Genomic DNA, 21,434 nt, shown 5'->3' with positions numbered 1-21,434 from the left:
TGAAACCCCCTCCGGCCCTTCGGGCCACCTCCCCCAGGGGGGGAGGATCTGCGCTTGTGGGCCCGTCACTCCGAACCCTCCCCGTCGTCGCCGCTGGTCGACCACTCGAACACCCGGGCCAGGTGGCCGTAGTCGCCCGCGTGGTCGTGGACGAATTGCGGGGCCACCCGGGACAGATACGGTTGCTTCGGATTGTCGTAGCGCTCGATCAGCGCGCGCAGGCCGTCCAGCGCCTTGGCCGCCGCGTCCGTCGCCTCGGCGCCCGCGGCGGCGCGCACCTCCTCGACGCCGGCCGGCTTGCGGCCGGTGACGCGCAGATAGGTCAGGTCGCCCGGCTCGCGCGGACCGATGTCGGGAAAGCCGCCCGCGCGCAGAATGGCGGCGGTCAGGGTCAGTTGGGGCGAAAAGCCGGTCTCGACCTGTTTCTTCGACGGCGCGGCGCCGGTCTTGTAGTCGAGGATGTGGGCCAGGCCGTCGGGCGTCGGCTCGATCCGGTCGGCCTTGGCGGTGACCGTGAACGGCCGGCCGCCGATGTCGAAGGTCAGCGCGCCGGCCGCCTCGACCACGATGCGTTCGGCGTTCGCCCGGCGGCGGGTCTCCAGCTCGGCGACCCACAGGGCCGCCTCGCGGGCCAGGGCGCGTTCGCGGGCCAGGGCGGCGGCCGGCATGCCGGCCTTCTCCAGCTCGTCCAGATAGAGCCGCGCGAAGATCTCGGCGGCGTCGGCCGGCACGGGACCGGGATGATCGAGGGCGAAGGTCTCGAACGCCGCGTGGATCGCCGTGCCCCGCGCCCGGGCCTCGACCGGCTCGTCGGGACGGTCCAGCGGATAGAGCCTGAGGATGTCGCGGGCCCAGACGGCGTAGGGGTCGCGGGTCAGGGCCTCGACCCGGGTGACGGCCAGCTTGCGCGGGCGGTCGGCGACCGGCGGGGTCGGCGCCGGGCGCTTGATGGGCTCGTAGGGTCCGGGGGCGTCCAGGTCGCGGGCCCAGGCCAGGACGTCGGGGCGCTCGGCCAGGCGGCCGCCGGCCCCGCGCGCCAGGGTCTTCAGCCGCCACAGCCAGCGGCTCTCGACGGCCGGCGCCCCGCCGCGCCGCTCGCTGTGGACCAGGACCACGTCCGGCGCGCAGGCGGCCTGGGCGAAGTCATGGGCGGTCAGGCCGATGCGGCGCTCGGGCGGCGGCAGGCCCAGCCGGGCGCGCATGGGCCGTGACAGGAACGGGTCGATCGGCGCGCCGCGCGGCCAGATTCCTTCCTCGAGGCCGGCCAGGATCAGCCGGTCGGCCCGCACCATCCGCGCCTCGATGGCCCCGAAGATCCGCAGGCGTGGGTGGGTGGCGCCGCCGGTGCGCAGGGTCTCCTCGTTGACCAGCCGGTCCAGCAGGTCGGCGAAGCCCTGGGCCGAGGCCGGCGGCAGGGCGACCCCGTCGGTGATCAGCGACGATAAGAGGCCCGCCAGGCTCTCGCCGGCCGAGCCGGCCCACAGGTCGGCCGGATCGGCCAGGGCCTCCAGCGCCTCGACCAGGGCGCGAGCGGCGGCGGCCGGCTGGCCCGCCCTGGGGTCGGCGACATAGGGCGCGGCCACGCGATGGGCGGCGGCCAGCACGCGCTCGACCAGCGTCTTGGCGTCGGGATGGTCCGCGAGCCGCTCCAGCAACTGGGCGGCGTCGCGCGGAGCCGGGCCGCGCAGGCCCTTCAGCTCCAGGTCGCGCGCGGCCTGGGCGTCGGCCCGCAGCAGCGGATGCTTGGCCACGGCCAGCAGGCGCACGGGGGCCAGCGGATCCACGGCCAGGCCGGCCACGTGCTGGGCCAGGATCGCCGCGGCGCTGGCGGCCAGGGGCGCGCCGGCCGAGCTGTCGGGGACCACGCCCCAGCGCATGAGGCGGGCGCCGACCCGCCGGGCCAGCTCCTGGTCGGGCGTGACCAGGGCGGCGGTCAGGCCGGGGGTCTCCAGGGCCTCGCGCAGCAGCAGGGCGCAGGCCACGGCGGCCTCCTCCTCGGTGCGGGCGCTGACCAGGGACAGGCCCTTCAGCCCCTCCTCGATCGGGTCCAGGCCCGGCGCCTCGGCGCGCAGCCGGTCGATCTGGGCCAGCCAGTCGGCGGTGGCCTCGGCCGGGCGCAGGGCCTCGTTGATCAGGCGACGGCGCCAGCGGCCCCGGCTGTCGGCCTCGGGCCACCAGGGCCGGACGTCGGCGCGGGTCGCCCCGGCCCCGACCAGCAGGCGCTTCATCGCTCCCTGCGGATGCTGCTCGCCCGGCAGGCCCTCGATCTTGTCCCAGGCGTCGTCGGCCAGGCCGTCGTCCAGGCCGGGCAGCACCACCGCGCCCCGCGGCAGGCCGGCGATCACCCGCAGCAGGCGGGCCGTGGCCGGCGCCGTGCCGGTCGAGCCGGCGGCGACCAGCACCCCTTGGGGCGGGCTTTGCTCCCATTGGTCCGAAAGCGCGTTCAGCAGCCGCACCCGCCGATCGCTGACGTCGATCAGCCCCATCTCGTCCAGGCGCTTCGGCCAGGCCGTCAGCACCGCCTTCAGGAACCGCGCCGAGACCTGCCAGTGCTGGGCGAGGTCGCCCTCGGCCAGGCCGTCCAGCCGACCGTCGTCGGCGACGACCTCCTCGATCTGGCAGCTGTCGAGGAACTCGGCCAGGGCCTTGGCCATCTCCAAGGCCTGGCCCGCTTGCGGCTGGAACGACAGCAGATGGGCGTGCTCGGCCACCAGCCGGGCCAGCTCGAACCGGCGGCGGCGCGAGGAGACGGCGGGGGGCAGGTCCAGGCTCAGGTCGCCGGGCTCGAACGGCGGCTCGCCCTCGTCCAGGTCGCCCAGCGGGCGGATCTGCGGCAGCAGCAGGGCCTTGCCGCCGCCCGCCGCCACAAAGGCGTCGGCCAGGGCGCGGGCCCCGCGCCGGGTGGGGGTCAGGACGGTGGCGGCGGCCAGGGCCTCAGGGCCTAGCGGCGAGAGGGCGTCCAGCAGCCCGCGCGCCAGGTCCTCGACGAAGGGCCGGTGGGCGGGGATCGAGAACCAGCGCGGCCCCGGGCTGTCGAAGGGGCCGGCCATGGTCAGGGGCGTCCCGCCAGCCGGGCCTCGGCGATGTCCCGCGCTGCGGGATCGCCGACGTGCATCCACACTCCGGACGGCGCGACGCCGTGCACCCGGCCCTCCGCGGCCAGGGCCTTCCAGATCGGCGTCAGCGAGAACGGGCCCTCGGGACCGTCGGCCACCACCTGGGGCTTGCAGATGTGGACGCCGACATAGACCAGGGGCGCGATCTCGCCGGGGGCCTTGAAGCGCACCACGCCGTCGTCGCCGAGGAACACGTCGCCGGAGTCATGGAAGCCCAGGGATCCGGTGGTCGAGGCCAGCATCAGGCAGACATCCATCCGCTCCGGATCCCAGGCCCGGGCCACCGCCTCGATGGCCGAGGCGTCCTCGATCCACACGGAGTCGATATTGGCCACCCAGATCGGGTCGTCGCCTAGCAGCGGCAGGGCGTGCTTGACGCCGCCGCCGGTCTCCAGGGCCTGGGGCCGCTCGTCGGAAATCACGATGCGGGGCAGCGGATGGGTCTCGGCGCGGCGGACCAGATGGGCCTCCAGCCGGTCGGCGAAATAGTGGACATTGACCACGGCGGTCTCGACCCCGGCGGCGGCCAGGCGGTCCAGCATGTGGTCGATCAGGGCCCGGCCGCCCACCTCGACCAGGGCCTTGGGCCGGTCGTCGGTCAGGGGGCGCATGCGGGTGCCCAGGCCCGCGGCGAGGACCATGGCGACTTTGGGAGCTTGTCGGGGCGCGGCGCTCATCGGCGTGTCTCCACCGGCACGTGGGCGTCGAACCAGGCTTTCAGCCCGGCCAGGGCTGGATTGGCGAAGCAGACGTCGAGATAGGTCCAGAGCCGGGGGATGAAGTCGGCGTAGCGGGGCTTGCCGTCGCGGGTGACCAGGCGGGCGAAGATGCCCAGGATGCGCACGATATTGAGCGCGCCCAGGGCATGGTAATCGGCCAGGAAGGCGGTGCGGTCGAGGTCCGCCCGGCCGGCGAGATAACGTTCCAGGCTGGCGGCCTCGCGCTCGGGCGAGACGGTGCGGCGGGCGTCGTGCAGCAGCATCGACAGGTCCCAGGCCGGATGGGCCACCACCGCGTCCTGAAAGTCCAGCAGCCCGACCCGGGCCGCGCCGTCGCGGTCGGGCAGCCAGATCAGGTTCTCGGCATGATAGTCGCGATGACAGAAGACGGTGGCCCCGGCCTCGCCCCGGGCACGGATCGGCGCCCACAGGACTTCCCATTCGGCCAGGGCGGCGGCGTCGAAGGTCAAGGCGCGGAACTTCGGCTGCCATTCGACGAAGATGTCGTGAGACGTCTTCAGCGCCAGGTCGTCATAGGTCAGCAGCGGCCAGGTCGAGCCGTCGAAATCGAGGACGCCCGGCGTCGGCGCGGCATGGATCGCCAGCAGGCCGTCGATGGCGGCGTCGTACAGCGGGGTCTCGTCGGTCCCGCTCTCGATCAGCCGGGCATAGAGGTCATCGCCCAGGTCTTCCAGCACCGCCAGGCCCGCGCCCGGATCCGCGGCCAGCACCTTGGGCGCCGACAGGCCTTGGGCCCTCAGCCAGCCGGCGCAGGCCACGAAGGCGTCGACCCGGCCGGCGGCCAGGCGGGCCAGGGCGTTGTAGCCCAGGGCGACGCGCTCCTCCGGCGTCGCATCCGGCGGACAGGGCGCGGTCTCCGCCGATGGCGGCTGATCCATGAAGATGAAGCTTGAGTCGCCCCGGTGCAGGCGCTCGTAGGCGCGGGTCGAGGCGTCGCCGCCCAGCGGTTCGCGGCGGGCGTCGCCGAAACCGGTCCGGGCCAGGAAGGCCGCCTTGAGGGTTTCGCGATCAGAGCTCAAGCGTTCGTCCTTCGAAGGTTCCGTGCGGCGTGAGGACGGCGCGGCGCGCCGATCCGTCTTCGCCCACGGGGGTGATGTCTATAGCGAGTCGGTCGGCCGGCAGGCGGCCTTGCAGGCGCTGGGGCCACTCGATCAGCACCGCGCCGTCCTCCAGCGCCTCCTCCAGCCCGATCTCGTAGGCCTCGTCCGGGTCGGTCAGGCGGTAGAGGTCGAAATGGGCGACCGGGAAGTCGGGGCCGTCATAGAACTGCACCAGGGTGAAGGTCGGGCTGGGCACCTCCTCGTCGGGCGAGGTCAGGGCGCGGACCAGGGCCCGGGCCAGGGTCGACTTGCCCGCCCCCAGGGGACCGGTCAGGCAGACGGCGTCGCCGGGCCGCAGGGCCAAGGCCAGCTTTTCGCCCAGGCGCTGCGTGGCGGCCTCGTCGGACAGGAAAATTTCGGTCATCGCAACACCGCGTCGGGATGGGTGGGCAGAACGCGTTCGACGAAGTGCTTCAGCGCGCCGGCGGCCATGGCCGCGTCGGGGTCCAGCGCCCGGGCGGGGATCGGCTTGCCGACGATCAGCGAGAATCGCCGCCCGCGCTTGTTGAGCATCTCGTGGAACAGGGTGATGTCGCGCAGCTCCTGGAACCGGCCGTCGAACAGGTGGAACAGGGTGGACCAGGGGCCGGTCAGGTGCATGGGCACGATCGGGGCGCCGCTCCAGCGGGCGATCGACACGGCCGAGGCCTGCCAGGGCTTGTCCGTGAGCCGGCCCCGGACCTTGGTCGCCAAACGCCCGGCGGGAAAGATCACCAGGGCCTGCCCGGCCTTGAGCGCCGCGCGGGTGCGCTCCAGCACGCCGCGCGTCTGGGCCAGGGTGCGCTTGGCTTCGACCCACTCGACCGGGATCAGCGCCTCGCCCAGGCGCGGGCAGACCCGCAGGGCGTCGGCGTTGGCATAGAAGGTGATGTCGGGCCGCCGCGCCTTCAGGGCGTCGTAGACCGCCACCCCGTCGGCGATGCCGGTGGGGTGGTTGCAGACGGCCAGGGCCGCGCCCCTGGCCGGCAGGTTGTCCAGGCCCTGGACGTCGACGGACAGGCCGAGCAGGCCGGACACGTAGTCCAGCGCCTCGCGGCCGCCCATCGGGGCGACGGCCTCGGCCAGGGCGCGGGCCTTGCCGTAGCTGAGCAGGGCGTGCAGCGGCCCGCGCGCCAGCGGCCAGGCCGGCGAGCCGCACAGCTTCGGCGCCCGCTCGGCGATCAGGGTGTCGATGATGTGGGGGCCGGCCGGGATCGCGGCCTGCGGCGTGGTCATCCGCCGAGTCTAGAGAAGCCGCCGCGCGGTTCCAAGGGAGGGCGGACATTTGACGGATCGGCCGCTACATCGGAGGTTGGGCCGGAAGAGGGGAGTTTCCTGGCATGAAGCGTTTTGGTCGCTGGCTCGTCGCCATCGTCGTGATCGCCGCCGTCGCGGCGGGAGCGTGGACCTACTGGAACGTCGAGCTGCGCTGGCGGCCCAAGACCATCACCAGGAACCAGGCCGAGATCGCCAGGATCCTGGAGACCGCCGGCTGGGTGTCGCCAGGGCTGAAGGGAAAGAAGCTCTACATGGTCAGCTTCCGCACCTGCCCCGACTGCGTGCGGTTCAAGCATGAGGAGTATCCGGGCCTGCACAAGGCGGGGGTCGACACCCGGCTGATCGAGATCGCCCGCGCCGACCGCAACGGCGTGCCCAAGTCCACCCCGGCCGAGCGGGCGACCGTGGCCGAGCTGTGGGTCAACCGCAGCTGGGCCCTGTCGGAGACGTGGGACGCCACCCCGGTCGAGGCCTGGACGGCCAAGGGGATCGCCCCCGCCGACGGCGACGTCGCCCGCACCGCCGTGATCGAGGCCGGCCGCAAGACCGTCGAGGACCTGCGGCCGCTGCTCAAGGCCAATGGCGTCGACTTCGCCTATCCGCTGCTGGTCTGGTGGACCCCGGACGGCAAGATGAAGGCCTGCGCCTGCGAGCGGCGCGAGACGTACCGGTTCGTGCGGAAGGACCTGGGAGTCTAGAGGTTCGACTCAAAGTTGTCATCCCGGAAGCCTCGCAGAGGCTGTCCGGGACCCAGGGGACTGGGTAAAGGCCTTGCGGTTCACCTGGGTCCCGGACAAGCGCTGCGCGCTTTCCGGGATGACAACGCGAACAGGTATCGAAAGAGGGTGAACCCTAGACCGGCCGGTTGCTGATCTCGGCCTTGCGGGCCTGGCGGGTCTTGGTTCCGTGCTGGTGGTCGAGGTCGCCGTCGCGGGGCGCGGCGCCGGTGTCGAGCTCCAGGTTGTCGTCGGCGTCGTACAGCGCCGCCGTCGCGCCTTCGGGCGCGAGGTCCGAGGGAATCGCGCGGTCTTCGGGCTGGGCCATGTCGGTCTCCTTCTGACGTGTCAGGGAAGCTAACGGCCTCGCCCCCGGCCACGTTTCATGACCGGTTCGTGACCTTCGCGCGCCTGTTGGGCCTTTCCCCGCCGCCGCCGCCGCGCTAACCGGATCGGCGATGCCCACGTCCGTCCGCACCGCCTACCGAGAACGCCTGGCCCAGGGCGAGATCAAGCCCGACGTCGCCCAGGCCGCCGCGGTCGACGCCCTGTCGCGGCTGGAGGCCGACCTCGACAACGCCGGCGAGCCCGGCTTCTCGCTGTTCGGCCGCAAGCCCAAGGGCCAGAAGGGCGTCTATCTGTGGGGGCCGGTCGGGCGCGGCAAGTCCATGCTGATGGACCTGTTCTTCGACAGCGCCCCGGTGACCAGAAAGCGCCGGGTGCACTTCCACGTGTTCATGGCGCAGGTGCACGAGCACATCAACGCCTGGCGCAAGGGCGACGCGGGCGAGCGCAAGGCGCGCTTCGGCCAGCACAAGGGCGACGATCCGATCGCCCCGACCGCCGACCTGATCGCCGCCGACGCCCGCCTGCTGTGCTTCGACGAGCTGCAGGTCACCGATATCGCGGACGCGATGATCCTGGGCCGGCTGTTCGAGGCCCTGTTCGCCCAGGGCGTGACCCTGGTGGCCACCTCCAACCGCCCGCCCGACGACCTCTACAAGGACGGCCTCAACCGCCAGCTCTTCACGCCGTTCATCGAGATGCTGAAGGAGAGGCTGGAGGTCGTGGCGGTGCGCGGGCCGGTGGACTTCCGGCTGGACCGCCTGCGCGCCGCCCGCACCTGGCTGGCGCCCGACGACAAGGCCAACGCCGTCGCGTTCGACGCTCTGTGGACCGACATGCTGGACGGGGCCGAGGAGACCGGCGCCAAGCTGGAGGTGCTGGGCCGCAAGATGCACTTCCCCCGGGCCGCCGGCGGCCTGCTGCGCGCCTCGTTCGCCAGCCTGTGCCAGCAGGCCCTGGGGCCGCAGGACTATCTGGCGATCGCCGAGCGCTTCCACACCCTGTTCCTCGAGGACGTGCCGTTGCTGACCCCCGAGCGGCGCGACGCGGCCAAGCGGTTCAACACCCTGGTCGACGCCCTCTACGAGGCCGACGCCAAGCTGGTGGCCCTGGCCCGCGGCGAGCCGGAGGCGCTGTATCCGGCCGGCGACGGGGCGTTCGAGTTCGAGCGGACGGTGTCGCGCCTGCAGGAGATGCGCTCGGCCGACTATGTGGCCCGGGTGCGGGACTAGGAGAGGCCAATGAGCGTCAAGGATCGCGTCCGCGTCCACGAGACCCGGCTGCTGTCGGACAACTGGTACGTCCTGAAGACGACCACCTTCGACTGGAAGCGCCGCGACGGGACCTGGCAGACCCAGTCCCGGGAGGTCTACGACCGCGGCAACGGGGCGGTGCTGCTGCCCTACGACCTGGCCCGTCGCACCGTGCTGCTGGTCAAGCAGTTCCGCTATCCGGCCTTCGTCAACGGCCACGACGACCTGCTGATCGAGGCCGCCGCCGGCCTGCTGGACGACGCCGAGCCGGAGGTGCGCATCCGCGCCGAGGTCGAGGAGGAGCTGGGCTATCGCCTCGGCGCGGTGACGCCGGTGTTCCAGGCCTTCATGAGCCCGGGCTCGGTGACCGAGATCCTGCACTTCTTCGTCGCCCCGTACGACGCGACGATGCGCATCGGCGACGGCGGCGGCCATCCGGACGAGGGGGAGGACATCGAGGTGCTGGAGCTGGATATCGACGAGGCCCTGGCCATGATCGCCGACGGCCGCATCCGCGACGCCAAGACCATCATGCTGCTGCAGCACGTGGCGCTGAATCTGTTTCGGCCCTAGGTCCGGAGTCCGTAATCGTCCAAAGGCGGTTGTCCGGGATGACAATGTCAAAGAGAGCGTGGATTTTCTCGAGGGCCATGGACCGTCGGACAACGCCCTGCCGATGAAGCGCTGAGAACGTTTCTCAACAAGGGCGGCCGCGTTGACACCCCCGGCGTCGCGCTTAAAAGCATCCCGCAACGCACAAAGCCAAAGGTTGGACGCAACCATGACCGACACCCGCGGGGGACTTCCCGACCGCCCCCTGTCGCCACACCTGCAAGTCTGGCGCTGGCACATCACCATGGCCTGCTCGATCCTGCACCGGGCCTGCGTGTTCGCGCTGTATGTCGGCGTCCTGCTGCTGGCCGGCTGGGCCGTCGCCCTGGCCTCGGGTCCCGAGGCCTACGCCTGTTACGCCGGGGCCCTGGGCTCGCCGCTCGGCAAGCTGGTGCTGTTCGGCCTGACCGTCGCCCTGCTCTACAACGTCGCCTACACCGTTCGGCAGTCCTTCTGGGACATGGGCAAGGGCTTCACGCCGAAGACCGCCGACATGACCGGCGCCGGCGCCATCGCCTTCGCGGTGGTCGGCGCGATCGTCGTCTGGGTCATCGCCGCCCAAACCGGAGCGCTCTGATCATGGCTGGTCCTTCTTCTTCCGCTCGCTTCCGCACGCCGATGTCCCGGGCCCGCGGCCTGGGCGCCTCGCACCACGGCGTCGGCCATTTCGTCACCGAGCGCGTGTCCGGCCTCGCCCTGATCCCGCTGGCCCTGTGGGGCCTGTTCGCCGGCCTCCGCCTGGCGGGCCTGGGCTTCGACGGCGCCGCCGAATGGGTGGCCATCCCGCACAACACCGTCCTGCTCAGCCTGCTGATCGTCGTCGCCCTGATCCACCTGAAGGGCGCGGTGCAGGTGGTGATCGAGGACTACATCCCGGACTTCACGACCAAGACCGTCCTGGTCCTCGCCAATCTTTTCGTCTGCGTCCTCGGCGGCGCTCTTGGGGTCGTGGCGATCCTCAAGGTCGCCTTCACCGGAGCCTTCTGATGTCGGCCTACAAGTTCATCGACCACAAGTTCGACGTCGTCGTCGTCGGCGCCGGCGGCTCGGGCCTGCGCGCCGCGCTGGGCTGCGCCCAGGCCGGGCTGAAGACCGCCTGCGTGACCAAGGTGTTCCCGACCCGCAGCCACACGGTCGCCGCCCAGGGCGGGATCTCGGCCTCGCTGGGCAACATGGGCCAGGACGACTGGCGCTGGCACATGTTCGACACCGTCAAGGGCTCGGACTGGCTGGGCGACCAGGACGCCATCGAGTACCTGACCCGCAACGCCCCGGCCGCGGTCTACGAGCTGGAGCACTGGGGCGTGCCGTTCTCGCGCACCGTGGACGGCAAGATCTATCAGCGCGCCTTCGGCGGCATGACCAAGAACTTCGGCGAAGGCCCGATCCAGCGCACCTGCGCGGCGGCCGACCGCACCGGTCACGCCATGCTGCACACGATGTACGGCCAGTCCCTGGCCCACGACACTGAGTTCTTCATCGAGTACTTCGCCCTCGACCTGATCATGGAAGACGGCGTCTGCCGGGGCGTCACCGCCTGGAAGCTGGACGACGGCACCCTGCACCGGTTCCAGGCCCAGATGGTCATCCTGGCCACCGGCGGCTACGGCCGCGCCTATTTCTCGGCCACCTCGGCCCACACCTGCACGGGCGACGGCAACGCCATGGCCCTGCGCGCCGGCCTGCCGCTGCAGGACATGGAATTCGTCCAGTTCCACCCCACGGGGATCTACGGCGCCGGCTGCCTGATCACCGAGGGCGCCCGCGGCGAAGGCGGCTACCTGACCAATTCCGAGGGCGAGCGCTTCATGGAGCGCTACGCCCCGTCGGTGAAGGACCTGGCCCCGCGCGACATGGTCAGCCGGGCCATGACCATCGAGATCCGCGAAGGTCGCGGCGTGGGCCCCAACAAGGACCACATCTTCCTGCACCTGGACCACCTGGACCCGAAGATCCTGCACGAGCGCCTGCCCGGCATCTCCGAGACCGCCAAGGTCTTCGCCGGCGTCGACGTGACCAAGGCCCCGATCCCGGTCCTGCCGACCGTCCACTACAACATGGGCGGCATCCCGACGAACTACCACGGCGAGGTCGTCACCAAGTCGGGCGACAATCCCGACCAGGTGATCCCCGGCCTGATGGCCGTGGGCGAGGCGGCCTGCGTCTCGGTGCACGGCGCCAACCGCCTGGGCTCCAACAGCCTGATCGACCTGGTGGTGTTCGGCCGCGCCGCGGCCCTGCGCTGCGCCGAGATCCTCAAGCCGATGGCCACCCAGCCCGAGCTGAAGGACAGCATGACCGACGCCCACGTGGCGCGCTTCGACCGCTTCCGCAACGCCAACGGCGGCACGCCGACGGCGGCCCTGCGCCTGGAGATGCAGAAGGCCATGCAGGAGGACGCCGCGGTGTTCCGCACCGGCGAAAGCCTGGAAAGCGGCGTCAAGCGCCTGCAGGCGGTCTGGGACAAGGCCAGGGACATCAAGGTCAGCGACCGCGGGCTGGTGTGGAACACCGACCTGATGGAGACCCTGGAGTTCGACAACCTGATCGGCCAAGCCGTCGTCACCGTGGCCGGGGCGGTCAACCGCACCGAAAGCCGCGGCGCCCACGCCCGCGAGGACTTCTCCACGCGCGACGACGCCAACTGGATGAAGCACACCCTGGCCTGGCTCGACCAGTCGACCGGCAAGGTGAACATCGATTTCCGGCCGGTGCACAGCTACACCATGTCGAAAGACATCGACTACATCCCGCCCAAGCAGCGCGTGTACTGAGGGTACGATCGATGGTTCAGCTCACCCTCCCGAAGAACTCCACCGTCCAGAACGGCAAGCACTGGCCCGCCCCGGCCGGCGCCAAGAACACGCGGTCGTTCAAGATCTACCGCTACGACCCGGAAGACGGCCGCAACCCGCGCTGGGACACCTACGAGGTGGACGTCGACGCCTGCGGCCCGATGGTCCTGGACGCCCTGCTCTACATCAAGAACACCATCGACCCGACGCTGGCCTTCCGCCGTTCGTGCCGCGAGGGCGTCTGCGGCTCGTGCGCGATGAACATCGGCGGCCGCAACACCCTGGCCTGCACCCACGGCCACGCCGACACCCCCGGCAAGGCCGTGCAGATCAGCCCGCTGCCTTCGCAGCCGGTGGTCAAGGACCTGATCCCGGACCTGACGCTGTTCTACGCCCAGTACGCCTCGATCGAGCCCTGGCTGCACACCGTCACGCCCGAGCCGCAGACCGAGTGGAAGCAGTCGCCGGAAGACCGCTCCAAGCTGGACGGCCTGTACGAGTGCATCCTCTGCGCCTGCTGCTCGACCTCGTGCCCCAGCTACTGGTGGAACGGCGACAAGTATCTGGGCCCGGCGACCCTGCTGCACGCCTATCGCTGGCTGATCGACAGCCGTGACGAAGCCACGGGCGACCGCCTCGACAATCTCGAGGACCCCTTCAAGCTCTATCGCTGCCACACGATCATGAACTGCGCCCAGGTCTGCCCCAAGGGGCTGAACCCGGCCAAGGCGATCGCCGAGATCAAGAAGATGCTGGTCGAGCGCGTCGTCTAGCCCGGCGCGCTTTTCGCCTCGTCCTTCGACGGGCTCGGGACGAGGCTCATCCAATCGCCGTAGAAGGCGGGTCCGCCACGCGCTAGGACCGGCCTTCGAGCCCAAGGCCGGTCGGCTTGCAAAAAGGTGACGCTGTCGTCATCTTTGCTCGAACGGGAGGACGATGGCGTTGAGTGAAGCGGGTTCCGGCGATCTGAACAGCCGTGTCGTCATCGTCGGAGCCGGCCATGCCGGCGGCTCGGCGGCGGCGTTTCTTCGCCAGTACGGCCACACCGGCCCGATCGTGCTGATCGGCGACGAACCCCTGCTGCCCTACCAGCGCCCGCCGCTCAGCAAGGCCTGGCTGAAGGGCGAGGCCGACGCCGACAGCCTGCAGCTCAAGCCCAGCAGCTGGTACGAGGAGGCGGGGGTCTCCCTGCGCCTGGGCGGGGTGGCGGTGTCGATCAACCGCGGCGCCAAGACCGTGACCCTGGCCTCGGGCGAGCACCTTCCCTACGACTACCTGATCCTGGCGACCGGCGCCCGCGCCCGCGCTCTGCCCCTCCCCGGCGCCGACCTGACCGGCGTCCTGGCCCTGCGCACGGCGGCCGACGCCGAGGCCCTGAAGGGCGCCCTGGGTCCCGGCAAGCGGCTAGCCGTGGTCGGCGGCGGCTATGTGGGCCTGGAGGCGGCGGCCTCGGCCATGGCCCTGGGCGGCCACGCCACGATCCTCGAGCGCGAGCCGCGCGTCCTGGCCCGGGTGGCCTGCGAGACCCTGTCGACCTTCTTCCAGACCTATCACGGCGCGCGCGGGGTGACCTTCGTGCTCGACGCCAAGGTGGCGGGCTTCGACGGCCAGGATGGCCACGTGACCGGCGTGCGGCTGGCGGACGGCTCGGTGATCGCCTGCGACGTCGCCCTGGTCGGGGTGGGGGCGATCCCCAACGAGGAACTGGCCCGCGACGCCGGGCTGGACTGCACCAACGGCGTGGTGGTCGACATCGAGTCCCGTACGGCCGACCCGTTCGTGTTCGCGATCGGTGACCTGACCCACCGGCCGCTGCCGATCTACGAGCGCCAGTTCCGGCTGGAGAGCGTGCCCAACGCCCTGGAACAGGCCAAGCAGGCCGCCGCCGCCATCGCCGGCCGGCCGATGCCGCCGCACGAGATCCCGTGGTTCTGGTCCGACCAGTACGACCTGAAACTGCAGATCGCCGGCCTGCCGTTCGACGCCGACCGCCAGGTGGTGCGTGGCGACGTGGCCGCCGCCAAGTTCGCCGTCTTCCACCTGAAGGGCGATCTCGTCCAGGCCGTCGAGGCGGTCAACGCGCCGCCCGAGTTCATGGCCGGCAAGCAATTGATCGCCCGCCGCACGCCCGTCGATATCGCCAGGTTGATGGATCCGGCGATTTCCATGAAAGACGTTGCGGCGTAAAACGACCGTTCAAACCAGTCCAGGGGACCCATGGCCAAGATCACCTATATCGAGCACGACGGCACGGACCACGTCATCGACGTCAAGCCGGGCCTGACGGTCATGGAAGGCGCGGTGAAGAACAACGTGCCGGGCATCGACGCCGACTGCGGCGGCGCCTGCGCCTGCGCCACCTGCCACGTCTATGTGGACGACGCCTGGCTGTCCAAGACCGGCGACAAGTCGGCCATGGAGGAGTCGATGCTGGACTTCGCCGAGAACGTCGAGCCGAACAGCCGCCTGTCGTGCCAGATCAAGGTCAGCGACGCCCTGGATGGGCTGGTCGTGCGCCTGCCGGAAAGCCAGCACTGACGCCTTTTCCCTCTCCCCTTGCGGGAGAGGGTGGCCTCGCGGAGCGAGGTCGGGTGAGGGGTTGAAGACCAGAAACGCCGCGACAGCCGGGAGGCTGTTCGCGGCGTTTCGCGTCTGTGCGACCCCTCATCCGTCGGCTTCGCCGACACCTTCTCCCGCAAGGGGAGAAGGATTCTAAAACCCGAACTCCGGCTGGGCTGCGCCCGGCTGCTGCGTCTCGGGCAGGTGGCAGGTGAAGGTCGAGCCCGCGCCCGGCTCGCTCTCCAGCGCCACCCAGCCGCCGTGCAGCTCGACCAGCGCCTTGACCAGGGCCAGGCCAAGGCCCGGGCCGCCGCGGTCGCGGCCCACGAAGCGGTCGAAGATGTGGGCCTGGACGTGGAACGGCACGCCGCGGCCGGTGTCCGACACGTCCAGCCGCACCTCGCCCAGGGCCCGCCGCGCCGACAGGGTGACCACGCCGTCGGGCGGGGTCTGGCGCAGGGCGTTCTCGATCAGGTGGTCCAGGATCTGCGACAGCCGCTTGTGGTCGCCGCGGATCAGGCCGACGTCCTTGTCGCATTCCACCGACAGCGTCACCCCGCCCAGCTGGGCGACCTTCAGCGAGCGCTCCTGGGCGTCGGCCAGCAGGCCGGCCACGCGGATGTCCTCGATCTCCAGCGCCATCTCGCCGGCGTCGATCTGGGCCATGTCCAGCACGTCGTCGATCGAGCGGGCCAGCTGGGTGGCGGCGGCGCGCACCGAGACCACGTGGCCCCGGCTGCGTTCCGAGAGGCCGTCGGCGCGCTCCAGCAGTTCCGAATAGCCGATGATCGTCGTCAGCGGGGTGCGCAGCTCGTAGGAGACGTTGCCGACGAAGTCGCGCTTGAGCCGCTCGGCCTCGGTCAGGGCGGCCGAGCGGTCGTCCAGGGCGTTCTGCAGGGCGCGGGTGTCGGTGACGTCGGCGAAGGCGATCAGCGTGGCGCCGTCGGGCAGCGGGCGGCTCTGGTAGACGATGATCCGGTTGTCGGAGGTGCGGGTCTCGCCCGAGGTCGGGGCGCGCATCTGCGGGTCGGGATCGGCGACCCGGCCTTTCAGCTCGCGCCAGAAGCTGAGATCGTGCAGGCGCGGCACGCACAGCTCGACCACGCCCTCGAAGTCGACCGCCGCCTCCAGGGCCTGGGCCGAGACGTTCCAGAAGGTCTCGAAGGCCTCGTTGTGCAGGCGCAGGCGGCCGTCCGAGCCGAACACCGCCACCGCGTCGTTCAGCTTGTCCAGCGTGGCCTGCTGCACCTGGATCAGGGCGTTGTACTGGGCCTTCAGCCGCAGCTCGCCGGTGATGTCGGAATAGAGCAGCAGCATGCCGCCCAGCGGATGGGGCTGGCGCACGACGCGCAGGGTGCGGCCGTCGGGCAGGTCCCACATCTCGTCGGCCTGGGGGCCCAGGTCCTCGTAGCGCGCCAGCTCGGCGGCCTTCCATTTGGCGTAGTCGACCGTCTCGGGCAGGCGGCGGCGCTGGCGCAGGCGGTCCAGCACCTCGCCATGGGTCGGGCGCTCGGCCAGCCAGGCCGGCTCCAGGCCCCACAGCTCGGCGAAGGCGGTGTTGTGGAAGGCCAGGCGGCGGCCGGCGCTGAAGATCGCCACGCCGTCGGCGATGTGGTTCAGCGTCTCGTCGTGGGCGGCGACGTGCTTCTTCAGCGCGTCGCGCATGTCCTCGACCTCGGTGACGTCGCTGCTGAACACCCCGACCCCGCCGCCGTCCAGCGGCTGGGCCGAGAAGCGCAGGGCCCGGCGGCGGCCGTCCAGCGGCACCCAGCGGACCAGCTCGCGCAGCTCGCCGGCCTTGGCGGCCTCGACGGCCAGGGCGTCGGCGGCCCGGTCGAGCGACTTGTTGTCGCGCGCCGCGTCGGCGGCCGTCTCGACCCCGACCACGCGCAGATAGGCCGCGTTGCCCCAGACCGGCGCGCCGTCGGCGCCGGAGATCCAGGCCGGCTCGACCAGGCCGTCCATGAAGGCGGCGAAGCGGCGGGCGTCGGGCAGGCCGGTCTCGTCGGCGGCGGCCGCGGCCAGCCGCAGCCAGGCGCGGGTCCCGGCCGCCCGGCCCTCGACCAGCACCCCGCCCCGCGCCCCGCGCGCCTCGAAGGCGCAGGCCTCGCCCTGCTCGAACAGGCCCTTCAGCTTGTGGGCGTGGGAAGGATCGGCTTCGGTCAGGGCCACGACCACGGCCTGGGCGTCGGCGGCGACGTCGAGGATCGCGGCGCAGGCGGCCAGGGCGTCCTGGCCGGAGACCAGGTCGACGCCCTGGTCGTGCAGGACGACCACCGCGGTCTCGAAGGCCTCGGCCGCGCCCTGGGCGTCCATCAGCCGCGTCTCCAGCGCCGTGGCGCGGACGTTCAGGCGGGCGAGGCGATCCTCGAACCGCCGACGCTGCGACATGGCCCACAGAGTGGCGCATAGGGCCAGGCAGACCGCGCCGGCCGTCGCGGCCAGGATCAAGTCGGACGAGGTCATCAGGCTTGTCGTCGGCCCCCGGGCTGCGGACGTGGTTCGCGAATCAGATTCACAGATTAGGCCGCGCGTGGCCAGAGCGCGATGAGCGCCGCCGTCATGGCCCGTCGCGCCTCGTCGGCCCGGCCTTTCCCGCGCGGTCGCGCCGGCCTATGTACCGACCATGACCTGGACCGACCGCCTCGCCCCGTCGCTGGACGACTTCGCCGCCCTGGCGCGCCAGGCGTTCGACGACCTGCCCGCCGATTTCCGACGCCAGACCGGCGACGTGGTGTTCCGCATCGACGATTTCGCCGCCGACGAGGTGCTGGACGACCTGGGCATCGGGGATCCGTTCGAGCTGACCGGCCTCTACCAGGGCGTCGACCTGGGCCGCCGCTCGATCCTCGACCCCTCGCCGCAGCCGTCGATGGTGTTCCTGTACCGCCGGCCGATCCTGGACGAATGGTGCGAGCGCGGCGACGTCACCCTGGGCGAACTGATCGCCCACGTGCTGGTCCATGAGATCGGCCACCATTTCGGCCTGTCGGACGACGACATCCACCGCATCGAGGACGACACATGAGCCCTTCCGACCGCCTGTTCGACGCCGACGCCTGGCGCGGTCGGATGGACGAGCGCTGGTTCGAGAGCGGCGCGGCCATGGCCGAGGCCGGGGCCGTCGACTTGGTGGCGATCGAGGACGACGCCGTCACGGGCCACGTGACCGGCAGCGCCGGCGACCTCTATGTCGTCGTTCTGCGCGCGCCGGACGGCGAGGGCGCCTGCACCTGTCCCGGCTTCGACAAGTTCGGAGCCTGCAAGCACCAGGCGGCCGTGGTGACGGCGGCCAACCTGCTGGACGCGACGGGCCGGGGCTATGTCCGCGACCGCCTGGCCCGGCTGCGCGACGGCCTGGCGCTGGAGGGCAAGGACGCGCTGATCGAACGGATCGTCGAGCTGGCGAAGAAGGACCCCAAGGTGCTGGCGGGACTGGAGGGGTAGGCGCGCCCTAGCCGCCCAGCACCTCGTCCACCCAGGCCGGCACGACCTCCGTCGCCGGGCCGTAGCGGCGCTCATCGAAGATGCGGGCGTTGTCGGAGGGCTCCAGGTTCAGTTCGCAGGTCCGGATCCCCAGCCGCCGGGCCTGGGCCACGAGGCCCGCGGCTGGATAGACCGCGCCCGAGGTGCCGATGGCGACGAACAGGTCGCTCTCTTCCAGGGCGACGTCGATACCGTGCATGAACAGCGGCGTCTCGCCGAACCACACCACGTGCGGCCGGGCCGTTCCGGTCGCCTGGCAGCGCGGGCAGGCGGTGTCCGCGCTCAACGGTTCCAGGTCCGGCCAGGTCGCCTGGCAGGCGTGGCACCGCGTGGCCCGCAGCTGGCCGTGCATGTGGACCACGTCGGCGCAGCCGCCCTGCTCGTGCAGGTCGTCGACGTTCTGGGTGCACAGGAACAGTCGCCCGCCGCGGGCCGCCAGGCCCTTCTGCAGCCGGGCCAGGGCCACGTGCGCCGCGTTGGGCGCCGCGCTCGCCAGATTGGCCCGACGGGCGTTGTAGAAGGCCCGCACCTTGGCCGGATCGCGCGCGAAACCCTCTGGAGTGGCCACCTCCGACAGGTCGTATTGCGTCCAGATCCCGCTGGCGTCGCGGAACGTGCCCAGGCCGCTCTCGGCGGAGATCCCGGCGCCGGTCAGGACGAAGACGTTCAGGCCCATGGTTGATTTTCTCCCGCCGCGATGCTGCTTTGCAAACCTGACGCGTCCGTCATTTTTAATTTGACCCCGCCGGTTCTTTGAGTTGACAGTGTTTAGATAGGCAAGAGACCCGCGCTAGACGGATCCTGTCCAGACCCATTGGCGAGGAACTTCCCGTGACGGACAAGAACATCACCAAGGACGCCATGTACGACGCGGTGGCGCCGGACGACTTCGAGTCGATGCTCGAACTGGACCGCTACAACAACCGCTCGACCGCCTTCGACAAGATCATCTCCGCGACCCATGACCACTTCTGGGACCCGCTGGACAAGGCCTATATCGACTATGACGAGCCGTTCGACATGGAGAACCAGGCCCTGGTTCCCGAGGACCTCGTCATCGCCCTGTCGACCGACTACGTCTCCGACCACCTCAGCGACCCCAAGCAGCGCATCCGCTTCATCAACCAGTCGGTGCTGCGCAGCTTCTCGTCGATCCTGCACGGCGAGCAGGGGGCGCTGAACCTGTCGGCCTCGCTCTGCCACGTGCTCAAGGACCAGGGCGCGCAGGAATACGCCGCCAACCAGACCCGCGAGGAGGCCCGGCACGTCACGGCCTTCGCCAAGTACATCAAGGCCCGCTGGGGCAAGCCGGTCGCGTGCGGCCCGGCCCTGAAGGCGCTGCTGGTCGAGATCATCGCCGCGCCGGAGGTCTACAAGAAGATCATCGGCATGCAGATGCTGGTCGAGGGCCTGGCCATGGGCGCCTTCGCCACCTTCTATACCAAGATCAACGACCCGCTGGGCAAGAAGATGCTGCAGCTTGTCATGACCGACGAGGCCTTCCACCACAAGTTCGGGAAGATCTGGGCCGACCGCACGGTGCCCAAGCTGACCCCCGAGGAGCACGCCATCATCGAGGACTGGGCGGCGCACTGCTTCCAGACCCTGCTGTTCAACCTGGTCTCGCCGCACCAGCAGATGGACCTCTACGCCGAGTTCGGCCTGGATCCCGACAAGGTGGTCGAGGAGTACGGGAAGATCATGACCGACGACCTGCGTCGGGAGAACATGAAGGAGCAGACCAACATCTTCCGGGTGCTGGTCAAGACCCTGCTGAACGCCGGCATCATCACCGAGCGCACCAAGGCCTTCTACGCCATGTATGTCGACCTCGACGAACTGCGGGGCGAGGGCGAGCGGATGGTCGGCGACGACATCGCCGAGGAGGGCATCCGCCACCTGCAGGCCATCAACTTCAGGGACCGCGCCACGCCGGCGACCATCGCCGCCGAGTAGGCCTGGCCGCACGGCCTCCGAGCGCCTCGTCGGAACTTCGGCGGGGCGCTTTGCGTTTCTGGCGTCCCTTGGGGCAAGATGGGCGTCATGCGCAGACTTACGATCCTGATCGCCGCGAGCCTGCTCGCGCTACCGATGTTCGCCACCCAGGCCTTCGCCGCCGCCAAGCCGCCGGCCAGGCCGATCGCGGCCAGCTTCTATACGGGCAAGTGGTACGAGATCGCCCGCACGCCCAACGCCGGCCAGCGCGACTGCGAAGCCCCGACCACCGAGTTCACCGGCAAGGGCGCCGACGGCTTTTCCGTGCACCAGGTCTGCCGCAAGGGCTCGGCCAGCGGCGCGGCCAAGGCGTTCGACACCACCGGCAAGATCATCGCCAATTCCCAGAACACCCGCTTCACCATGAGCTTCCTGGGTGGGCTGAAGAAGCAGGAATACTGGGTGCTGGACTGCGCCGACGACCATTCCTGGGCGATCATGGCCACCCCTGGCGGCAACTTCGTCTGGCTGCTGTCGCGCAAGGCGGTGATGGATCCGGCCGCCAAGGCGCGGGCCCTGGAACGGGTGAAGGCCCTGGGCTACGCCAAGCTCGAATATCCGCAGCAGCCGCCGGCCTAAGCGTCCTGCCGCGCTTCCAACGCGATGGCGATCCGCTCGAGCGTCTGGTTCATCCGGCGCGTCTCCTCGAGCTGCGCGGTCATGCAGGCCAACTGGGTTTCGACCGCCGGCGTGGCCTTCCGCATCCGGCCCATGAAGAAGATCCACACGCCGATCAGCAGGACTATGGGCAGGAAGTTGATGATCATCGCGGTGACGGACATGAGAGCAGAATCGACCTGTTGTGACGCTTAGTCTTCAGCCTGGCGGGGCCGGTGGAGGTTTGTCAGCAGGCTTGAATATGTACGAAAATACGTACATATTTGCGAGCTCCACGGAGGGTCCACAATGGACGTGCTGAGCTATTCGGACACCCGCGCCAATCTCAAGGAAGTGATGGACCGGGTGGTCGAGGACCGCGCGCCCGTGGTGATCACCCGGCAAAAGGCGGAATCGGTGGTCATGGTCTCGCTGTCGGACTGGCATGCGATGGAGGAGACGCTGCACCTCCTCTCCTCGCCGGCCAACGCAGATCGCCTGCGGACCTCGATCGCGCAGCTTGACGCCGGACAGGGCGCCGAGCGAACGCTGATCGAGCCGTGAAACTCGTCTTTTCGGAGCAAGCCTGGGAAGACTATCTGCATTGGCAGGCCGGGGAGCCGAACACGCTCGAACGCGTCAACGCCCTGATCCGGGAATGCTTGCGGACACCCTTCAAGGGCACGGGCAAGCCCGAGCCCCTCAAGGGGGATCTGAAAGGCTGGTGGTCGCGAAGGATCACGTTGGAGGATCGCCTAGTCTACCGCATGGCCGGCTCCGGCGACGACCAGCGGCTGGAAGTGGCGCAATGCCGCTATCATTACTGACCCCTTGATCCCCGAACAAAGCTGGAACAAGCTTTC

The 21,434-nt window shown here is 70.5% G+C and carries 24 protein-coding genes; 15 read left to right on the top strand and 9 right to left on the bottom strand.

The window, feature by feature from the left end:
* Positions 1 to 65: 65 nt before the first annotated feature.
* The 5 genes from addB to AC07NX_RS21110 are packed head-to-tail and all read right to left on the bottom strand — an operon-like array spanning position 66 to position 6,171.
* Positions 66 to 3,050: a double-strand break repair protein AddB gene (gene addB, locus AC07NX_RS21130; protein WP_494644499.1), complete on the bottom strand. Its 2,985-nt coding sequence runs from the start codon at positions 3,048 to 3,050 to the stop codon at positions 66 to 68.
* A gap of 2 nt (positions 3,051 to 3,052) precedes the next feature.
* Positions 3,053 to 3,793 (bottom strand): N-acetylmuramate alpha-1-phosphate uridylyltransferase MurU, encoded by a 741-nt coding sequence (gene murU / locus AC07NX_RS21125; RefSeq protein WP_494644498.1) that lies wholly within the window; start codon positions 3,791 to 3,793, stop codon positions 3,053 to 3,055.
* Entirely contained in the window at positions 3,790 to 4,875 is a 1,086-nt protein-coding gene (gene amgK / locus AC07NX_RS21120; protein WP_494644496.1) for an N-acetylmuramate/N-acetylglucosamine kinase AmgK, read from the bottom strand. Before amgK ends, murU begins: the two co-directional genes overlap by 4 nt.
* Positions 4,865 to 5,320, bottom strand: coding sequence for a tRNA (adenosine(37)-N6)-threonylcarbamoyltransferase complex ATPase subunit type 1 TsaE (tsaE, locus tag AC07NX_RS21115; protein WP_494644495.1), 456 nt, complete (start codon positions 5,318 to 5,320; stop codon positions 4,865 to 4,867). The genes amgK and tsaE overlap by 11 nt, the downstream gene beginning before the upstream one ends.
* Entirely contained in the window at positions 5,317 to 6,171 is an 855-nt protein-coding gene (locus tag AC07NX_RS21110; RefSeq protein ID WP_494644494.1) for a 1-acyl-sn-glycerol-3-phosphate acyltransferase, read from the bottom strand. Before AC07NX_RS21110 ends, tsaE begins: the two co-directional genes overlap by 4 nt.
* Positions 6,172 to 6,275: 104 nt before the next feature.
* On the opposite strand from AC07NX_RS21110, the gene AC07NX_RS21105 reads away from it, so the two are divergent.
* The gene (locus AC07NX_RS21105; RefSeq protein WP_494644493.1) at positions 6,276 to 6,911 is read left to right on the top strand and encodes a hypothetical protein; all 636 of its coding nucleotides are present in this window, start codon (positions 6,276 to 6,278) and stop codon (positions 6,909 to 6,911) included.
* Between the two features lie 154 nt (positions 6,912 to 7,065).
* On the opposite strand, the gene AC07NX_RS21100 is transcribed toward AC07NX_RS21105, so the two are convergent.
* Complete coding sequence (locus AC07NX_RS21100; RefSeq protein ID WP_494644491.1) at positions 7,066 to 7,257, bottom strand: hypothetical protein; 192 nt, start codon at positions 7,255 to 7,257, stop codon at positions 7,066 to 7,068.
* Between the two features lie 130 nt (positions 7,258 to 7,387).
* Here AC07NX_RS21100 and zapE point away from each other — a divergent pair, with 130 nt between their 5' ends.
* From zapE to AC07NX_RS21060, 8 genes are all read left to right on the top strand, one after another.
* Positions 7,388 to 8,506, top strand: coding sequence for a cell division protein ZapE (gene zapE, locus AC07NX_RS21095; protein ID WP_494644489.1), 1,119 nt, complete (start codon positions 7,388 to 7,390; stop codon positions 8,504 to 8,506).
* Between the two features lie 9 nt (positions 8,507 to 8,515).
* Positions 8,516 to 9,100 (top strand): GDP-mannose pyrophosphatase, encoded by a 585-nt coding sequence (locus AC07NX_RS21090; RefSeq protein WP_494644487.1) that lies wholly within the window; start codon positions 8,516 to 8,518, stop codon positions 9,098 to 9,100.
* Positions 9,101 to 9,308: 208 nt separating this feature from the next.
* Complete coding sequence (gene sdhC / locus AC07NX_RS21085; RefSeq protein ID WP_494644486.1) at positions 9,309 to 9,716, top strand: succinate dehydrogenase, cytochrome b556 subunit; 408 nt, start codon at positions 9,309 to 9,311, stop codon at positions 9,714 to 9,716.
* 2 nt (positions 9,717 to 9,718) lie between these two features.
* Complete coding sequence (sdhD, locus tag AC07NX_RS21080) at positions 9,719 to 10,126, top strand: succinate dehydrogenase, hydrophobic membrane anchor protein (protein ID WP_494644484.1); 408 nt, start codon at positions 9,719 to 9,721, stop codon at positions 10,124 to 10,126.
* Positions 10,126 to 11,913 (top strand): succinate dehydrogenase flavoprotein subunit, encoded by a 1,788-nt coding sequence (gene sdhA, locus AC07NX_RS21075; protein ID WP_494644482.1) that lies wholly within the window; start codon positions 10,126 to 10,128, stop codon positions 11,911 to 11,913. The genes sdhD and sdhA overlap by 1 nt, the downstream gene beginning before the upstream one ends.
* 11 nt (positions 11,914 to 11,924) lie before the next feature.
* Positions 11,925 to 12,707 carry a succinate dehydrogenase iron-sulfur subunit gene (locus AC07NX_RS21070; RefSeq protein ID WP_018062150.1) on the top strand — a complete coding sequence of 261 codons (783 nt, stop codon included), beginning with the start codon at positions 11,925 to 11,927 and terminating at the stop codon, positions 12,705 to 12,707.
* Positions 12,708 to 12,870: 163 nt separating this feature from the next.
* Positions 12,871 to 14,121, top strand: coding sequence for an NAD(P)/FAD-dependent oxidoreductase (locus AC07NX_RS21065; RefSeq protein WP_494644480.1), 1,251 nt, complete (start codon positions 12,871 to 12,873; stop codon positions 14,119 to 14,121).
* Between the two features lie 30 nt (positions 14,122 to 14,151).
* Entirely contained in the window at positions 14,152 to 14,472 is a 321-nt protein-coding gene (locus tag AC07NX_RS21060; protein ID WP_028039434.1) for a 2Fe-2S iron-sulfur cluster-binding protein, read from the top strand.
* A 174-nt stretch (positions 14,473 to 14,646) separates the two neighbouring features.
* Here AC07NX_RS21060 and divL read toward each other — a convergent pair whose 3' ends face one another.
* Positions 14,647 to 16,959, bottom strand: coding sequence for a cell cycle protein kinase DivL (divL, locus tag AC07NX_RS21055; RefSeq protein ID WP_494644478.1), 2,313 nt, complete (start codon positions 16,957 to 16,959; stop codon positions 14,647 to 14,649).
* A gap of 160 nt (positions 16,960 to 17,119) precedes the next feature.
* Between divL and AC07NX_RS21050 the strand changes: the two genes are divergently transcribed.
* Together AC07NX_RS21050 and AC07NX_RS21045 are read left to right on the top strand one after the other, a co-directional pair.
* A complete protein-coding gene (locus AC07NX_RS21050) occupies positions 17,120 to 17,521 on the top strand; it encodes a metallopeptidase family protein (protein WP_494644477.1) in 402 nt (133 codons plus the stop codon).
* Positions 17,518 to 17,940 (top strand): SWIM zinc finger family protein, encoded by a 423-nt coding sequence (locus AC07NX_RS21045; protein WP_494644475.1) that lies wholly within the window; start codon positions 17,518 to 17,520, stop codon positions 17,938 to 17,940. Before AC07NX_RS21050 ends, AC07NX_RS21045 begins: the two co-directional genes overlap by 4 nt.
* Positions 17,941 to 17,947: 7 nt before the next feature.
* Here the strand turns inward: AC07NX_RS21045 and AC07NX_RS21040 are convergent, their stop codons facing one another.
* Positions 17,948 to 18,655: an NAD-dependent deacylase gene (locus tag AC07NX_RS21040; RefSeq protein ID WP_494644474.1), complete on the bottom strand. Its 708-nt coding sequence runs from the start codon at positions 18,653 to 18,655 to the stop codon at positions 17,948 to 17,950.
* A 155-nt stretch (positions 18,656 to 18,810) separates the two neighbouring features.
* Between AC07NX_RS21040 and AC07NX_RS21035 the strand changes: the two genes are divergently transcribed.
* Positions 18,811 to 19,935, top strand: coding sequence for a ferritin-like domain-containing protein (locus tag AC07NX_RS21035; RefSeq protein ID WP_494644473.1), 1,125 nt, complete (start codon positions 18,811 to 18,813; stop codon positions 19,933 to 19,935).
* Between the two features lie 87 nt (positions 19,936 to 20,022).
* On the top strand, positions 20,023 to 20,553 hold the full coding sequence (locus AC07NX_RS21030; RefSeq protein WP_494644472.1) for a lipocalin family protein: 531 nt from the start codon (positions 20,023 to 20,025) through the stop codon (positions 20,551 to 20,553).
* Here AC07NX_RS21030 and AC07NX_RS21025 read toward each other — a convergent pair.
* The gene (locus AC07NX_RS21025; protein ID WP_494644470.1) at positions 20,550 to 20,756 is read right to left on the bottom strand and encodes a hypothetical protein; all 207 of its coding nucleotides are present in this window, start codon (positions 20,754 to 20,756) and stop codon (positions 20,550 to 20,552) included. The genes AC07NX_RS21030 and AC07NX_RS21025 overlap by 4 nt on opposite strands.
* 124 nt (positions 20,757 to 20,880) lie before the next feature.
* Here AC07NX_RS21025 and AC07NX_RS21020 point away from each other — a divergent pair, with 124 nt between their 5' ends.
* Both AC07NX_RS21020 and AC07NX_RS21015 read left to right on the top strand, forming a co-directional pair.
* Positions 20,881 to 21,135, top strand: a complete 255-nt coding sequence (locus AC07NX_RS21020) for a type II toxin-antitoxin system Phd/YefM family antitoxin (protein WP_494644469.1) — start codon at positions 20,881 to 20,883, stop codon at positions 21,133 to 21,135.
* Positions 21,132 to 21,398, top strand: a complete 267-nt coding sequence (locus tag AC07NX_RS21015; protein ID WP_494644467.1) for a Txe/YoeB family addiction module toxin — start codon at positions 21,132 to 21,134, stop codon at positions 21,396 to 21,398. Before AC07NX_RS21020 ends, AC07NX_RS21015 begins: the two co-directional genes overlap by 4 nt.
* Positions 21,399 to 21,434: the final 36 nt, after the last annotated feature.

The organism is Caulobacter sp. GW821-FHT09A05 (assembly GCF_059418465.1).
Note: the sequence above shows the minus strand (reverse complement) of the source record. Positions and strands in the feature narration are given on the sequence as shown.

Coding starts and splice junctions, on each gene's coding strand:
- AC07NX_RS21025 (WP_494644470.1), bottom strand. CDS start 20,756: ATGTCCGTCACCGCGATGATCATCAACTTCCTGCCCATAGTCCTGCTG.
- AC07NX_RS21090 (WP_494644487.1), top strand. CDS start 8,516: ATGAGCGTCAAGGATCGCGTCCGCGTCCACGAGACCCGGCTGCTGTCG.
- AC07NX_RS21045 (WP_494644475.1), top strand. CDS start 17,518: ATGAGCCCTTCCGACCGCCTGTTCGACGCCGACGCCTGGCGCGGTCGG.
- AC07NX_RS21060 (WP_028039434.1), top strand. CDS start 14,152: ATGGCCAAGATCACCTATATCGAGCACGACGGCACGGACCACGTCATC.
- divL (WP_494644478.1), bottom strand. CDS start 16,959: ATGACCTCGTCCGACTTGATCCTGGCCGCGACGGCCGGCGCGGTCTGC.
- AC07NX_RS21040 (WP_494644474.1), bottom strand. CDS start 18,655: ATGGGCCTGAACGTCTTCGTCCTGACCGGCGCCGGGATCTCCGCCGAG.
- AC07NX_RS21100 (WP_494644491.1), bottom strand. CDS start 7,257: ATGGCCCAGCCCGAAGACCGCGCGATTCCCTCGGACCTCGCGCCCGAA.
- addB (WP_494644499.1), bottom strand. CDS start 3,050: ATGGCCGGCCCCTTCGACAGCCCGGGGCCGCGCTGGTTCTCGATCCCC.
- sdhC (WP_494644486.1), top strand. CDS start 9,309: ATGACCGACACCCGCGGGGGACTTCCCGACCGCCCCCTGTCGCCACAC.
- AC07NX_RS21070 (WP_018062150.1), top strand. CDS start 11,925: ATGGTTCAGCTCACCCTCCCGAAGAACTCCACCGTCCAGAACGGCAAG.
- AC07NX_RS21110 (WP_494644494.1), bottom strand. CDS start 6,171: ATGACCACGCCGCAGGCCGCGATCCCGGCCGGCCCCCACATCATCGAC.
- AC07NX_RS21030 (WP_494644472.1), top strand. CDS start 20,023: ATGCGCAGACTTACGATCCTGATCGCCGCGAGCCTGCTCGCGCTACCG.
- AC07NX_RS21050 (WP_494644477.1), top strand. CDS start 17,120: ATGACCTGGACCGACCGCCTCGCCCCGTCGCTGGACGACTTCGCCGCC.
- tsaE (WP_494644495.1), bottom strand. CDS start 5,320: ATGACCGAAATTTTCCTGTCCGACGAGGCCGCCACGCAGCGCCTGGGC.
- sdhD (WP_494644484.1), top strand. CDS start 9,719: ATGGCTGGTCCTTCTTCTTCCGCTCGCTTCCGCACGCCGATGTCCCGG.
- AC07NX_RS21020 (WP_494644469.1), top strand. CDS start 20,881: ATGGACGTGCTGAGCTATTCGGACACCCGCGCCAATCTCAAGGAAGTG.
- murU (WP_494644498.1), bottom strand. CDS start 3,793: ATGAGCGCCGCGCCCCGACAAGCTCCCAAAGTCGCCATGGTCCTCGCC.
- sdhA (WP_494644482.1), top strand. CDS start 10,126: ATGTCGGCCTACAAGTTCATCGACCACAAGTTCGACGTCGTCGTCGTC.
- zapE (WP_494644489.1), top strand. CDS start 7,388: ATGCCCACGTCCGTCCGCACCGCCTACCGAGAACGCCTGGCCCAGGGC.
- AC07NX_RS21105 (WP_494644493.1), top strand. CDS start 6,276: ATGAAGCGTTTTGGTCGCTGGCTCGTCGCCATCGTCGTGATCGCCGCC.
- AC07NX_RS21065 (WP_494644480.1), top strand. CDS start 12,871: ATGGCGTTGAGTGAAGCGGGTTCCGGCGATCTGAACAGCCGTGTCGTC.